Raw genomic sequence first — 15,138 nt, 5'->3', positions numbered from 1 at the left:
GCTTGTTGTAAGCGCTTACCTATTTTTAAAAGAAAGTGTGGTTTCTTATGAATGAAGACAACCATTAAAGATGTAGCTTCTGAGGCGAATGTATCAATATCGACCGTTTCAAGAGTGATTCGGAATAACCCTAAGATTACTGAAGCAACTGCGAACAGAGTTAGAGAAGCTATGGACAAATTAGGCTATAGTCCTAATCAAGCTGCTCGCACATTAATTACAAACAAAACTTTAACAATTGGTTTAATTATTAAAAGTTCATCCTCCAATGTGAGGCAAAATCCTTTTAATAGTGATGTGCTTAATGGCATTCATCAAGAATGTAATCGTCACGGCTATTCAACCAAAATGACGGTATCTGAACATTCAAATGAGCTATTTATTGAAGTTAAACAAATGATTCAATCGCGAAGTGTAGATGGTTTTATACTCTTATATTCTAAAGAGAATGATGAAATTGAGAAACTACTTCATGAGCAAAGTCTTCCTTATATCGTGGTTGGTAAACCTCTTAATTATAATGATGTCATTCATATTGACAACAATAATATTAAGGCCGCTGAACTATTAACACAGTATTTGTATAATTTAGGTCATAGATACATCCTTTTTCTTAGAGAGCCAGGAGATTTTGCTGTGACTAAAGATAGAGAAGATGGCTTTAGAAATATTTGTGAGGATTTTACAATCCAATATGCAGTTGAAGAGGCAACGTCTCGACATTCAATAAATAAGATTATTGAACATTATTGTATTAATAATCATTCGCTTAAACCTACTGCGCTTATTACTTCTGATGTAATGTTAAACCTTCAAGTACTTAGTATTTTATATGATTATCACTTTAATGTACCTAATACTATTCAAACCTGTACTTTTAATACTTCTTATTTGACTGAAAATGCAGCACCGCCACAAACTAGCGTCTGCATTAACCCTGATTTGTTAGGTAAAGAAGCTGGCGCAACAATCATTAATCTATTAAAAGGGTTACCTGTGTCATTTTCAGAAAAAGAAATAGAAACACATTTAGAAATTAGACAATCTACTAAAAAGTTGACAAAGGAGAATCAATAATGACTAAAAATTGGTGGAAAGAAGCAGTAGCGTATCAAGTTTACCCAAGAAGTTTCAAAGATAGTAATAATGACGGAATAGGTGATTTACCAGGCGTTATTGAAAAGTTAGATTACTTAAAAGACTTGGGAATAGATGTGATTTGGCTAAGTCCTATGTATCAATCGCCTAACGATGATAATGGTTATGACATTAGTGATTATCAAGAAATTATGGATGAATTTGGCACAATGGAAGATTTCGACCGCTTATTAGAAGGCGTCCATGAGAGAGGCATGAAACTCATCTTAGATTTAGTTGTAAATCATACGTCAGATGAACACCCTTGGTTTATTGAGTCGAAATCAAGCAAAGATAATCCTAAACGAGATTGGTATATTTGGGCAGATCCTAAACCTGATGGCTCTGAACCTAATAATTGGGAAAGCATCTTTAATGGGTCAACTTGGCAATTTGATGAAGTCACAGATCAATATTACTTCCACTTATTTAGTAAAAAACAACCTGATTTAAACTGGGATAATCCAGAAGTACGTAAAGCAGTATTTGATATGATGAATTGGTGGTTTGAAAAAGGAATTGATGGCTTCCGAGTAGATGCCATTACGCATATTAAAAAAACATTCGAAGCCGGAGATTTACCAGTACCTGAGGGGAAAAAATATGCACCAGCATTTGATGTAGATATGAATCAACCAGGTATTCAAGAATGGTTACAAGAAATGAAAGATGAATCTCTTTCTAAGTATGACATTATGACTGTAGGAGAGGCGAATGGCGTCAATCCTGATAATGCAGAAGAGTGGGTTGGAGAAGATAAAGGTAAGTTTAATATGATTTTCCAATTTGAACATTTAGGTTTATGGAGTACAGGCGACTCACAATTCGATGTTAAAGCGTATAAAGATGTGTTAAACCGTTGGCAAAAGAAATTAGAAGGCGTAGGATGGAATGCTTTATTTATTGAAAATCACGATCAGCCACGTAGAGTTTCTACATGGGGTAATGATAAAGAATACTGGTATGAGTCTGCTACGAGTCATGCAATAGTTTATTTCCTTCAACAAGGAACGCCATTTATTTATCAAGGACAAGAAATTGGTATGACAAATTATCCATTTGAAAGTATCGAAACCTTTAATGACGTGGCAGTTAAAAACGAGTACCAAATTGTAAAAGAACTAGGCGGAGATGTTAATCAATTACTAGATAAATATAAAATGGAAAATCGTGATAATTCACGTACACCAATGCAATGGAATGATTCTATAAATGGAGGCTTTACTAAAGGTACACCTTGGTTCCCAGTCAATCCGAACTATAAAGACATCAATGTAGCACAACAATTGGAAGATGAAAAATCAGTACTTAATTTTTATAAAAAATTAATTCAATTGAAGAAATCAAACGATATTTATACTTATGGACAATTTGACTTAGTTGATGCAGAAAATGAAAATGTATTTGCTTATACGCGTAAATTAGATGGTAAAACAGTAGTTGTGGCAGGGAATTTAACAGATAAATCTGCACAATTATCACTACCATTTGAGGTAGGTAGTGAAGCAATTAAACTACACAACTATGATAGTCCGTTAGACGTAACATCTCTCAAACCGTTTGAAGCTTTTGTAGCTGAAATATAATATGCATACGAGGTGAAGACAATTTAAATATTATCTTCACCTCGTTTCATTTTCTTAAAGTATTGTAACAATTAAGGAAGGTCATCTTCTATAGAGAAAGTTATCTATTACTTAATAATTAGAGATGATATAATAATAAAGTCGCCTATCTCTCAGGCGTCAATTTAGACGCAGAGAGGGGGTGCATATAAGATGGTCGAAGCTCTTGTTCACATCACGACCACAGCCATAAGTGGTTGTATTGTTGCGTTATTTGCGCAATGGCTACGTACACGCAATAATAAGAAAAAATAGGCGACAAGCCACACCAGTAAAAAATCCCCTCACTACTCGCAATAGTGAGGGGATTGGTGCATAAAATGCACGAAGCTCTTGTTAATTGCATTATAGCACTAGAGCGTAGAATATTGCAAAAATATTTACCTAAAAAAAGCGGTTAATGCGCTCTAGTTATCAGCTCATTAATCGCACTTATTTTATTTAATAATTTATATATCGTAATTTTCTTGTTTAATAGGTAACCAAAGTTGAATTTTAGTGAATGGGTCCTCAAATGAGAAATCAAAAGGATAAATTTCAACATACAAGCTGTCTCGTTCATAGGGTAAAGTGAGTTGCAAACTTGATTCTATATAATACCAAGCTTCATTAACTGCATAATCAATTTCGCCTTTTAAATTGAATTTAGCATAATGTCTACCCGGTAACAATCTACTTTCTAAATGTGCTGGATAGCGTTCACTTGGGACGCCAACAAATATTTCTACACCTTCATCTAACGGGCAAGTAATGACAAATACTTCATAAGGGCTTATATTATTATATCTTTTCAATTCTTTTAATCTACCATCGTTGAATAAATCTTCTAAAAAATCAGGAACTTTAAAGGGGTTAGATAAGTTATCCGCTTCAACAAATCGAGCATATCCAACTAATGGTATATCATCAGTAGTATCTAATCTATATGGATAAGGTGCACGTTCAGTAGTCGTTAATTTAATATACAATCGTTCTTGCAATTTTAACTCATCTTTTTTAGCAGATGCTTGAATAGGTGAGATACCATGAAAATCACTAAAATCATTAGCAAATTCATTTGAACTTGCATAATTGTACTTTTTAGCTACATCAACTAATCTTGAAGCGCTAAGCATCATTTCTCTAGCAGCTACAGTCATTTTTCTAGCATGTGCATAACTCTCTGGTGATTGTCCTACAATCATTTTAAATGATTGATCTAGATGGTAAGGAGAAAGACCAACGTAATCACTTAAATCTTGCAAATTAAACGGCTCTAATAAACGATCCTCAATATATACGATTGCCTGTTGTATCTGCTTGATAACGTCCAAAACTTTCACTCCAATAATTTTACAATCAATTAATACATATTTTACCTTATTTTATAAAAATATACATCTTAACGTGTGCTATATTTAATAACTTTTTCAAAAAATAATGGAAGAAGGACAGAATATGAGTTTAAATCATTTAGATTCAAACTCATATTTGTCCTCCTCATGAACTATATACGTTTTATTGAATGTCGTCCCACCAATGATTTCCGTCACGACTTAACAATAAATCACTTTCCAATGGACCATTAGTACCAGATTGATAATTAGGGAAACATGAAGGTTCATTCATTGTCCATTCATCTTGAATGATATCAACAAATTTCCAAGTTGATTTTAATTCTTCCCAATGAGTAAAGTTAGTCGCGTCACCTTTAAGGCAGTCAAACAATAGATTTTCATATGCGTCAACGGTATTCATTTTATCCTGTGCACTTAATGCATATGATAATTGTACAGGTTCAGTATCAATGCCTTGAATATTTTTCTTAGCATTTAAATGAAGTGAGATACCTTCATTTGGTTGAATATTGATAACGAGTAAATTAGAATCAAGCAATTTATCAGTTTGATAGTATAAATTCATAGGAACTTCTTTAAATTCTACTACAACTTGAATTGTTTTAGATTTCATACGTTTACCAGTTCGAATATAGAATGGCACACCTGCCCAACGGAAATTATCAATAGTTAAACGACCTGAAACGAATGTAGGTGTATTTGAATCTTCAGCTACGCGGTCTTCTTCACGATACGCTTTAACTTCTTCACCGTTAATATAGCCTCTATCATACTGACCACGAACAAAGTTCTTTTTCACTTCTTCAGGTTTTAATTGTCTAAGTGATTTTAATACTTTAACTTTTTCAGCACGGATATCTTCACTTTTGAGACTGATAGGGGCTTCCATTGCTAATAAAGCGACCATTTGTAACATATGGTTTTGTACCATGTCTTTTAATGCACCGCTTGATTCATAATAGCCACCACGATCTTCGACACCGAGTATTTCAGAAGATGTAACTTGTATATTAGAAATATATTTATTATTCCATAATGGTTCGAACATGGCATTAGCAAAACGTAATACTTCAATATTTTGTACCATATCTTTACCAAGATAGTGGTCAATACGATATATTTCTTCTTCCTTAAATGATTGACGAAGTTGATTATTTAATTGTTCAGCTGATTTTAAGTCGCTACCAAATGGTTTTTCAATCACCAGACGTTTAAAGCCATTTGTTTCAGTAAGACCAGATGATTTTAAGTAATCAGAAATAATACCAAAGAATTGAGGTGCCATCGCTAAGTAGAATAGGCGATTACCTTTTAATTGATATTGAGTATCTAACTGATTAGAAAAATCTAATAAATCATGATAACTTTGTTCATCACTAACATCATGTTTGAAATAATAAACATGTTCCATAAATTTATCAATTTGAGTAGTATCTTCAACATGTGATTCAATAGATGCTTTCACTTGTTCACGGAAAATTTCATTCGTGTAATCTCGACGTCCAATTCCTATAATAGCAATGTGTTCATCTAAATTATCTTGTTGGAATAAGTGGAATAATGACGGAAATAACTTTCTATGACTTAAATCTCCAGTAGCACCGAAGATAGTAATTAAACAAGGGATGTATTTCGTTTGTTTACTCAAGTTCAAAACCTCAATTCTTTAATTGCTATGATTTATTTATTATAAAATAAATTATTAGTAGTTCCTACATTTTTGCCTTTCAGATGTCCTATAATTCAAATTTACATCCAAAACGAATAATGCGCAATTTAATATAATATAAATACCATTATACCTTAAATCGTTTTAATTTTATTTATTTTATTTCTCATTATAACAATCACTTCTACATATGATAAAATATATTGAAGAAAAAGGAGGCATATGCATGGAAGTTACATTTTTCGGGACGAGTGCGGGTTTACCAACTAAAGAAAGAAACACGCAATCCATCGCTTTAAATCTTGAACCATATTCAAATGCGATTTGGCTTTTTGATGTAGGCGAAGGGACTCAACATCAAATCTTACATCATTCAATTAAGCTAGGTAAAGTGGATCATATATTTATCACGCATATGCACGGCGATCACATTTTTGGCTTACCTGGATTATTGACTAGTCGTTCATTCCAAGGTGGAGAAGATAAGCCACTAACTATTATTGGACCCAAGGGTATACGAGCTTACATTGAATCTTCACTTAAGTTATCAGAATCTCATTTAAATTATCCAACTACATTTATTGAGATTGATAACAATTTTACATATCATCATAAAGGTTTTTCGGTATCAGCTAAGTTATTAAATCATGGCATACCTTCTTATGGTTATCGTATTGAATCCCCAACAACACCTGGCACAATTGACGTTCAAGCATTAAAAGCAATTGGATTAGAACCAGGACCTAAATATCAAGAAGTTAAAATGTATGATACTTTCGAACATAATGGACAAGTATTTAATTCTGATGATTTCAAAGGACCTGCCAAACCTGGACCGATTATATCTATTTTTGGTGATACTAAGCCTTGTAAGAATGAAATGATAATTGCACAAGATGCAGAGGTAATGATTCATGAAGCGACCTATATAGAAGGGGATAAAACGTTAGCAAACAATTATCACCATAGCCATATTGATGATGTTTTTGGCTTAATTAAACAAGCTAATGTAAGCAAAAGCCTAATTACACATCTAAGCAATCGTTATAATTATGAAGATATCGATAAAATAAAAGATGAATTAAAACAACTTGAAGATACACCAAACTTCGAGTTCGTTAAAGACTTCGAAACTTATAAAATTTAATTATTAAATTAGAACCCTATCCACATCATCAAAGCGGATAGGATTTTTTAAATAAAAATTTAGTATTAATTATCTTCACTTTTTGAAAGTTCTATACTTCTTTCAACGGCAGCGTTTAAGCAATCTTCAAATATGCCTTTAATATCGTGTTGTGCTAAAGCATTTAAACCTGCTTGAGTTGTACCACCTTTAGAAGTGATGTTTTTACGTAATTGTTCCATACTTAAATCAGAACGTTCTATCATTTTACTTGTACCAATAATTAAGTTTTTGATTGATTCTTCGACTTGACCTTTTTCAAGACCTAATTCAGTACCAGCTTTAACATATTGTTCAAATACATGATATAGGAAAGCAGGACCGCTTCCAGTAATAGCTGTTACTTGGTGTAAGTGATCTTCGTCAACTTCAATGACAGAACCAAACGCATTTACTAATTCAATGACTTCATCTTTAGATTTAGGTCCAAAGTTTCCTGAAAAGCTAATTCCCGTTACTGAATGTCCAACTTGAGCATTAGTATTAGGCATAATACGCGCAATAGGATTTGTTACTTGAAGTTGTTCATGAATATAGTTAATTGGTAAACCAGCCATAATGGAAATAAATCGATTTTCATCCGTAATATGTGGTTGAATACGTTTTGCGACTTCTTCAAAATCATAAGGTTTAGTTCCTAAAAATACATAATCCGCATCTTTTAATAACGCTTCATCATCATAACTGTATTCCACACCTAACTCTTCAGCAAATTGTTTAAGTCTTTCTTCATTTGACTTATTAGTTAGATAAATATCATTGGAATTAAGCGTTTTAGAATTAATAATTCCTTTAAAAATCGCTTGTGCCATATTACCAGCACCATAAAATACTAATTTCATTAACAACATCACCCTCACTATTCATTTTATACCACTATAGTAACATATAAGAGGTACTTATTTTGAATTTTAAAAATTTAATGTTTCTAAACACATGAGCTTCATCCCAGTTGATTCTCAGCATAAACTCTTAATTACAGAAACTTAGTTTTTTATTGAAAAATAAGTACATATTAAACTTTCTATTCATTTATAAATAATTAAAAATAAGTTACTATAGTAACAAAGTTTATAAAGGGGTTTGAAGAGATATGATTGGTCATCATTATATTGTTACTGGAGGCACTAGTGGTCTAGGTTTAGAAATAGTGAAACAGTTATTAAAAAAAGGTGCATATGTTACAGTAATAGCACGAAATAAAACAAAGTTTAATAATATTCAATTTGGTCCTTATCAATCAAAAGTGTCTATGATTCACTGTGATTTACAAGATAGGGAAGCCATTGCTAACGTCGCCTCTAACATTAACACTCCAATTAATGGACTTATTTACAGTTCAGGGTTAGGCTATTTCAAATCGGTTGCACATCATACTGCAGAAGAAATGATTGAAACATACGACGTAAACTTGATTAGTTTCAATTTACTCTACAATATTTTACGACCTTACTTTTCAAACAAAGCTACTATCGTAGGCATTTCAAGTCAGGCCGCTTTCGTTACACAAGCCAATGCAGCACATTATGGTGCTTCTAAAGCTGCCCTTAATGCTATTTTAAATGCTTTACGTATCGAGGAATCTCAATTTCATTTTATGGCAGTGAATCCTGGACCAATTAAAACGCCTTTCCACGAAAAGGCTGACCCAAGTTTAAAATATGCGCAAACATATGATTCAATCATGATTGACCCTCAACAATTAGCTAAAGATATTATAGAAGGCATCATTAAAAGAAAAAAAGAAATTAATCAACCAAAGTGGATGTATCACTTGTTAAAAATTTACCAATTGGCTCCAAGAACACTTGAACAATGGTTGACTCCTTTATTTAAAAATAAAATTTAACAAGAACAAAGGTGGAATGATGATGATTTGTTGTGTGAATAAACATGTCAAATATGCTGTTGAAAACTTGCAACCTATGACACCACAAACTTCTTTTCAACTTAAAGATTTATTAGGAAATTCATACTATAATTCTTTAGAAAGTAGTGAACAAGAATTTATTGAATTTAAATTTCATGAGCTAGTTTTAAGAGGCGAAATAATGAATGTTTCAATAAAAGGGCTATCTGATGAGGGACTATATCACTATTTAAAACAATATTAAAAAATCGGAATAGCATATTCGTATTCAGCGTATTGCTACTCCGATTTTTAATAATTTTACTTAGTATTTAAATGTTGTGTATACTCTAAATTTTTCACACGTTCACGTGCTGCCTTAATACGATCAAGACTTACTGTTTTTTTATAATTTTCAACATTGTCTTTCAATTGTTCTACAGAACTAGCACCGACTATAATTGAACCAAGTGCATCGTGAGAAGTTAAATATTCAAAAGAAAGGGCACTTAAATTACTTTCGACTTCTTTGATTGAAGCAATTGTTTCGCCTAACTCATGGTAGTCATAATCGAATATGCCATCTTTAAACTTCTTATCTAAAACATCTACGCTTTTTGAAGTAAGTAACCCTTTAAATACAGGACCACGTGCTAAAACTTTTACGTGATGAGCGTGTATGTCATTAAGTAATTTTTCTGGGCGATTATCAATTAAATTGAATTGAGACATAATTGTTTCAATCTCACTATGTTTTAAATAATAATCAATCACATTTGGACGAATTGAAGAAATACCATATGCTCTAATAATCCCTTCTTGCTTAAGTTCATTAAAAGCACTGATTGTCTCATCTAGAGGATCCTCAATTGTTCCACCATGTAATTGATATAAATCTAAATGATCTAAACCAAGACGTTGTAAAGAACCCTTAACGCTTTCTTTTATATATTTTTTTGAAGGATCCCAAGTTGTACCACCATCCTCAGTTGGACGGTTTCCCACTTTTGTACCAATAACGATGTCATCTCGATTTTGATATTTCTTTAAAGCTTTTCCAACTATGTCTTCATTTACACCGCGATCATAAATATCTGCAGTATCAAAATAAGTGATACCCTCTTCAATCGCAGTTTCAATAATGGGTTCAGCTTCTTGATAGTTTGTACCTAAACTCATACATCCCAAACCTAATTCCGAAATTTCTATGCCGCTTTTTAATATATTCTTTTGCATGTCCAATCTCCTTTCGATACACTTTAGGTAACGCATTCATCTTATCAATTTATATTAAGAATTAAAAGGGACGTGAATATAGTGGAATTTAATGAAAAAACATTTGATAGAACGGTAATTTATAATGGTAAAATTATTGACTTAGAAATTCATGATGTAGAACTACCAGATGGTAAAACATCAAAAAGGGAAATTGTAAATCATAATGGGGCAGTAGCTGTTTGTGCAATTACTCCTGAAAATGAAGTCCTCTTAGTCAAACAATACCGTAAACCTGTTGAAAAACCATTACTTGAAATTCCAGCCGGTAAACTTGAAGAGGATGAAGAAAGAGAAGAAGCAGCTAAACGTGAATTAGAAGAAGAAACAGGTTATATTGCTAATGATTTAAACTTCATTACTCATATGTATGGATCACCTGGCTTTTCTAATGAAAAACTATCAATCTATTTCTCAGATAACTTAAGTGAAGGGGAAATGAACTTAGATGATGATGAATTTGTAGAGCTTCACAAAGTGCCAATTGATAAAATCAAAGACTTACTTGATAGCGACGAAATCGAAGATGCTAAAACAATTATTGGCCTACAGTATATATTATTAAATTATAATCATTCTAAATAACAACCGTTTAAAGCTTGCCTTTTATTGAGAATATTGTTAATTTAGTATGTGAGATATTATCACTTTAAAATGATTATAATTATTAATAGAGGAGTGTCGCTCCCATGGAAGAACGATTAAACAGAGTAAAACAACAATTACAACAATCATCTTACAAATTAACACCTCAACGTGAGGCAACGGTTCGTGTTCTAATTGAAAATGAAAAAGATCATCTTAGTGCTGAAGATGTCTATTTAAAAGTTAAAGATAAAGCACCAGAAATTGGACTAGCCACTGTTTATAGAACACTTGAATTATTAGCCGAATTAAAAGTTGTAGATAAAATTAATTTCGGCGATGGGGTAGCACGCTTTGATTTAAGAAAAGAAGGCGCAAAACATTTTCATCACCATCTTGTATGTATGGAATGTGGTAAAGTAGATGAAATTCATGAAGACTTATTACCTCAAGTAGAAGAACGTGTTGAATCAGAATATAATTTTAGCATTTTAGACCATAGATTAACATTTCATGGCGTCTGTGCCGAGTGCCAAGCTAAAGGTAAATAATTTAGCTAATTTAAAACAATTTTAGACGTCGGAGTGAAACAAGCACTTAGAATTTGTTTCACTCCATTTTTCTATATCAATGAAGGTGGAAATATGAATACGATTATTGAAGAATATTTGAAATTTATACAGATTGAAAAAGGTTTAAGTGAGAATACAATCGGTGCCTATAGAAGAGATTTAGCTAAATATGAAGCTTATATGAAAGAACATAAAATTGCACATATTGATTTTATTGACCGTCAAGTTATTCAAGAATGCCTCGGCCATTTTATTGACGAAGGTGCGTCTTCGAAATCAATTGCTCGTTTTATCTCAACAATTCGAAGTTTTCATCAATTTGCATTACGTGAGAAATATGCCGCTAAAGATCCTACAGTACTGATTGAGACACCTAAATATGAAAAGAAACTACCCGATGTGTTAGAAGTAGAAGAAGTTGTTCAACTTCTTGAAACACCTGATTTAAATAAAAATAATGGTTATCGCGACCGCACAATTTTAGAGCTTTTATATGCTACAGGCATGCGTGTATCAGAATTAATTAATATAGAAATTGAAGATATTAATTTAATTATGGGATTTGTCAGAGTGTTTGGAAAAGGGAATAAAGAAAGAATTATACCTTTAGGGGATACAGTTATTGAATTTTTAGATACTTATTTAGAAAAAGTGCGTCCTCTATTATTGAAAAAGACAATTACTAATGTATTATTTCTCAATATGCATGGCCGACCATTGACACGCCAAGGTATTTGGAAAATGATTAAACAGTATGGCTTAAAAGCCAACATCAATAAAACTTTAACACCACACACACTTCGTCATTCTTTTGCTACACATTTACTTGAAAATGGTGCTGATTTACGTGCAGTACAAGAAATGTTAGGTCATTCAGATATTTCAACTACTCAACTTTATACGCACGTTTCTAAATCTCAAATACGTCAAATGTATAACCAATTCCATCCAAGAGCTTAAATTTATAATTATAAGAATTTAGGACATAATACCTAGAAGTATAGCCAGTAAATGATTTTTCAAGTCATTCACTGGCTTCTTTTATAATTAGACATTATTATACTTTGAAAAATAGGTCACTTTCGAAGAATTTAATAAACATCATTGAACCAAACTAACGCAGTACTTTAAATACAAAAATCTTCACATGATTCAACTCATTTTACCGATGAAAACTTCCGTACTTTTCTTTATAAGTCATATTTCATGACATGTTATTTTTCTTATCTAGAAGGGCTTGTTGTCGAGCAGCAATCACTTCACTTCGATCTCTAAGCAGGTGATGATGTACGATGTAATCATCTTTGATTACAAATTCGTTAAATTCATAATCTGGCATTTCTGTATAAATGTTATCTTCAAATTGCTTGTTAATAGGCAATTTTACAGGAGTGAATTGTTTGTGTAGTGTTATTTTTTCGATTTGAGTATTCAATAAAGCTTTATAACTATTTTCATATAGACCCACACTCGATTTGTCCTTAGCATTTTGAAATGTAACAAATGCCTTTTTACAGCTTTTCAATGCTCCAATGTAATTTTCTCTTCTATAATGATACATAGCAGTAGTAAATAATATAAGACTTACAATAGCATCATTTTTAGAAAAATGGGGATTAGCTTTCCAAGCATCTTCTAAAATATCATGGCATAAAAAATAATGTTGATGCTTATGAAATTGATAATAAAAATCGATTAATGCTCGTTCCATTCCACTTCAACCTCAATTTAAATGTTTATGATATTCATGCTATAATACTTTAGTAAATTATGCACGACACAGAATTAATATAAGGACGATAATTATGTATGAAGTTAAGTTAGATGCCTTTAATGGCCCTCTAGATTTATTATTACATTTGATACAAAAGTACGAAATTGATATTTATGATATACCAATGAAAGCCCTAACTGAACAATATATGCAATATGTACATGCAATGAAACAACTAGAAATCAATTTGGCCAGTGAATATTTAGTTATGGCTTCGGAACTACTAATGATTAAAAGTAAATTATTATTACCTCAACATGCAACGGTAGATGAGTTAGAAGAAGACCCCCGAGAAGACTTAGTAGGGAGATTAATTGAATATCAAAATTATAAAGAATATACAATGTTATTAAATGCCAAAAAAGAAGAACGTGAATTATACTTTACTAAACATCCTACTGATTTATCACATCTTGAAAAAGACACAACTTGGGATAGTAACCAAACGATAGATTTAACTGATTTAATTGTAGCTTATCAACGTGTTAAAAATAGAGTGGCTTTAAATACACCAAAAACTGTGGAAATTACAAAAGAGTCTTTTACCATTCAACTAGCTACTGAAAAGGTAACACATCAATTGCGCAGTAAATCATCATTCAACTTCTTTAGCTTATTTACATTTCATGAGCCTATTGAACACGTAGTGACTCATTTTTTAGCTATTTTAGAAATGTCAAAAGCTGGTTTAATCAACTTAGAACAGTCTAAAAGTTTTGATGATATAAACATCGTTAGAGGAGTGAATTTCAACATTGGATAATATAGGTATTTTAGAAGCACTATTATATACAGTAGGTGATGAAGGTTTAGAAGCAACTCAACTAGCTGAAATATTAGATATCGATTTAAAAGCTTTATCCGACCTTATTGAATCTTATCAGTCAGAAGGACTTGCTATTCAAAAGTACGGAAACATTTACATTTTAACATCAAAAAAAGAAGCCGCTTCATATATAGAACAGTTGGTTGAACAAAAATCTAACATGAAACTTTCACAAGCTGCCATGGAAACTTTATCCATTATTGCATATAATCAACCTTTAACTAGAAGTGATATAGAATTAATTAGAGGAATCAATTCAGATGGAGCAGTTCGTACGCTCATCGCACGTGGATTAATTGAAGCTAAGGATAATGAACAATCGCGAAGCCATCTTTTAAATACGACTGATCTATTTTTAAATGTATTTGGAATTGAAAAAATTGAAGATTTACCAACTACTGAAGAAGATGAAGAAGAAATGGAAGATTTCTTCAGTAACCTTATAAACCAAAAAGGAGACTCAAAATGAGCAAAGAATTAGAAAGATTACAGAAAAGAATTGCTAATAGTGGTTATACGTCACGCAGAAAAGCTGAAACTTTAATTGCAGAAGGAAAAGTAAAAGTTAATGGGCAAGTAGTGACTGAGCTTGGAACAAAAGTGAAACCGTCAGACACAGTTGAAGTTGAAGGCATAAAAATTGAACAAGAAGATAAAATGTATATTTTATTTTATAAGCCCACTCAAGTTATCACAAGCGTCTCAGATGATAGAGGGCGTACAGTAGTCACTGATTACTTTGATGATTTAGAAACACGTATATATCCAGTTGGGCGATTAGATTATGATACATCTGGGTTGTTATTACTAACAAATGATGGAGAATTCACTAACTTAATGACACACCCAAGATATCACATTCAAAAAAAATATGTAGCCAAATTAAAAGGTTACCTTATGCGAGAAGAAGTTAAAGCATTAGAACATGGTATTGAACTTGAAGATGGTTTCACACAACCAGCACAAGTCAAAGTCAAGAAACAAGATAAAGAAAAGAATACTACGCTTGTAGAAATTACTATTAGTGAAGGACGTAATAGACAAGTAAGACGTATGTTCGAACACTTCGGCCATAAAGTTGATAAATTAACTAGAATTGAATTTGGAAACTTAAATTTAAAAGGTTTAAACGTAGGTAAAGGTAGAGTTTTAACTCCTCATGAAGTAAAAGTATTAAGACATATGGCTGAAAACGGAAAATAAAATATCGTTAATTCAAATATCAAATGAAATTAATTACGCAAAATTTCATTTGATATTTTTTTCACAATATAGGGACAAATTAAAGATTTGAATAGGTCTA

The 15,138-nt window shown here is 31.9% G+C and carries 17 protein-coding genes; 12 read left to right on the top strand and 5 right to left on the bottom strand.

Annotated features, from left to right (window positions below; all coding sequences use genetic code 11):
• Window positions 1–51: 51 nt before the first annotated feature.
• The 3 genes from E2558_RS04120 (at window position 52) to E2558_RS04110 (ending at window position 3,017) form a co-directional block, all read left to right on the top strand.
• Window positions 52–1,077: a LacI family DNA-binding transcriptional regulator gene (locus E2558_RS04120; protein WP_126566936.1), complete on the top strand. Its 1,026-nt coding sequence runs from the start codon at window positions 52–54 to the stop codon at window positions 1,075–1,077.
• The gene (locus tag E2558_RS04115; protein ID WP_126566935.1) at window positions 1,077–2,723 is read left to right on the top strand and encodes a glycoside hydrolase family 13 protein; all 1,647 of its coding nucleotides are present in this window, start codon (window positions 1,077–1,079) and stop codon (window positions 2,721–2,723) included. Before E2558_RS04120 ends, E2558_RS04115 begins: the two co-directional genes overlap by 1 nt.
• Before the next feature lie 192 nt (window positions 2,724–2,915).
• Window positions 2,916–3,017, top strand: a complete 102-nt coding sequence (locus E2558_RS04110) for a type I toxin-antitoxin system Fst family toxin (RefSeq protein WP_126566934.1) — start codon at window positions 2,916–2,918, stop codon at window positions 3,015–3,017.
• Between the two features lie 194 nt (window positions 3,018–3,211).
• Here the strand turns inward: E2558_RS04110 and E2558_RS04105 are convergent, their stop codons facing one another.
• Both E2558_RS04105 and zwf read right to left on the bottom strand, forming a co-directional pair.
• The gene (locus E2558_RS04105) at window positions 3,212–4,075 is read right to left on the bottom strand and encodes an AraC family transcriptional regulator (RefSeq protein WP_126566933.1); all 864 of its coding nucleotides are present in this window, start codon (window positions 4,073–4,075) and stop codon (window positions 3,212–3,214) included.
• 184 nt (window positions 4,076–4,259) lie between these two features.
• Entirely contained in the window at window positions 4,260–5,747 is a 1,488-nt protein-coding gene (gene zwf / locus E2558_RS04100; protein WP_126566932.1) for a glucose-6-phosphate dehydrogenase, read from the bottom strand.
• Window positions 5,748–5,994: 247 nt separating this feature from the next.
• Between zwf and rnz the strand changes: the two genes are divergently transcribed.
• Window positions 5,995–6,915, top strand: a complete 921-nt coding sequence (gene rnz / locus E2558_RS04095) for a ribonuclease Z (RefSeq protein ID WP_126566931.1) — start codon at window positions 5,995–5,997, stop codon at window positions 6,913–6,915.
• Window positions 6,916–6,980: 65 nt separating this feature from the next.
• On the opposite strand, the gene proC is transcribed toward rnz, so the two are convergent.
• A complete protein-coding gene (proC, locus tag E2558_RS04090) occupies window positions 6,981–7,796 on the bottom strand; it encodes a pyrroline-5-carboxylate reductase (protein WP_126566930.1) in 816 nt (271 codons plus the stop codon).
• 251 nt (window positions 7,797–8,047) lie between these two features.
• Between proC and E2558_RS04085 the strand changes: the two genes are divergently transcribed.
• The gene (locus tag E2558_RS04085; RefSeq protein ID WP_126566929.1) at window positions 8,048–8,803 is read left to right on the top strand and encodes an SDR family NAD(P)-dependent oxidoreductase; all 756 of its coding nucleotides are present in this window, start codon (window positions 8,048–8,050) and stop codon (window positions 8,801–8,803) included.
• A gap of 22 nt (window positions 8,804–8,825) precedes the next feature.
• Window positions 8,826–9,068: a hypothetical protein gene (locus tag E2558_RS04080; RefSeq protein WP_126566928.1), complete on the top strand. Its 243-nt coding sequence runs from the start codon at window positions 8,826–8,828 to the stop codon at window positions 9,066–9,068.
• A gap of 56 nt (window positions 9,069–9,124) precedes the next feature.
• Here E2558_RS04080 and E2558_RS04075 read toward each other — a convergent pair whose 3' ends face one another.
• Entirely contained in the window at window positions 9,125–10,039 is a 915-nt protein-coding gene (locus E2558_RS04075) for an aldo/keto reductase (RefSeq protein WP_126566927.1), read from the bottom strand.
• Window positions 10,040–10,120: 81 nt separating this feature from the next.
• Between E2558_RS04075 and E2558_RS04070 the strand changes: the two genes are divergently transcribed.
• The 3 genes from E2558_RS04070 to xerD all read left to right on the top strand — a co-directional run bounded on the left by E2558_RS04070 (window position 10,121) and on the right by xerD (window position 12,195).
• Window positions 10,121–10,663, top strand: a complete 543-nt coding sequence (locus E2558_RS04070) for an NUDIX domain-containing protein (RefSeq protein ID WP_126566926.1) — start codon at window positions 10,121–10,123, stop codon at window positions 10,661–10,663.
• A 104-nt stretch (window positions 10,664–10,767) separates the two neighbouring features.
• Window positions 10,768–11,214 carry a ferric iron uptake transcriptional regulator gene (gene fur / locus E2558_RS04065; protein ID WP_126566925.1) on the top strand — a complete coding sequence of 149 codons (447 nt, stop codon included), beginning with the start codon at window positions 10,768–10,770 and terminating at the stop codon, window positions 11,212–11,214.
• 93 nt (window positions 11,215–11,307) lie between these two features.
• Window positions 11,308–12,195 carry a site-specific tyrosine recombinase XerD gene (xerD, locus tag E2558_RS04060; protein ID WP_126566924.1) on the top strand — a complete coding sequence of 296 codons (888 nt, stop codon included), beginning with the start codon at window positions 11,308–11,310 and terminating at the stop codon, window positions 12,193–12,195.
• 244 nt (window positions 12,196–12,439) lie between these two features.
• Here xerD and E2558_RS04055 read toward each other — a convergent pair whose 3' ends face one another.
• Entirely contained in the window at window positions 12,440–12,946 is a 507-nt protein-coding gene (locus E2558_RS04055) for a DUF309 domain-containing protein (RefSeq protein ID WP_126566923.1), read from the bottom strand.
• Window positions 12,947–13,040: 94 nt separating this feature from the next.
• On the opposite strand from E2558_RS04055, the gene E2558_RS04050 reads away from it, so the two are divergent.
• Genes E2558_RS04050 through E2558_RS04040 form a run of 3 tightly spaced genes read left to right on the top strand, consistent with a single transcriptional unit; the run spans window position 13,041 to window position 15,038 of the window.
• Window positions 13,041–13,772 (top strand): segregation and condensation protein A, encoded by a 732-nt coding sequence (locus E2558_RS04050; protein WP_126566922.1) that lies wholly within the window; start codon window positions 13,041–13,043, stop codon window positions 13,770–13,772.
• Window positions 13,765–14,304 carry an SMC-Scp complex subunit ScpB gene (gene scpB, locus E2558_RS04045; RefSeq protein ID WP_126566921.1) on the top strand — a complete coding sequence of 180 codons (540 nt, stop codon included), beginning with the start codon at window positions 13,765–13,767 and terminating at the stop codon, window positions 14,302–14,304. Before E2558_RS04050 ends, scpB begins: the two co-directional genes overlap by 8 nt.
• Window positions 14,301–15,038, top strand: coding sequence for a pseudouridine synthase (locus E2558_RS04040; RefSeq protein ID WP_126566920.1), 738 nt, complete (start codon window positions 14,301–14,303; stop codon window positions 15,036–15,038). The genes scpB and E2558_RS04040 overlap by 4 nt, the downstream gene beginning before the upstream one ends.
• Window positions 15,039–15,138: the final 100 nt, after the last annotated feature.

The sequence above is a fragment of the Staphylococcus pragensis genome (genome assembly GCF_004785665.1).
GTDB classification, from domain to species: Bacteria; Bacillota; Bacilli; order Staphylococcales; family Staphylococcaceae; genus Staphylococcus; species Staphylococcus pragensis.
This window is presented reverse-complemented; position numbering and strand designations above follow the sequence as displayed.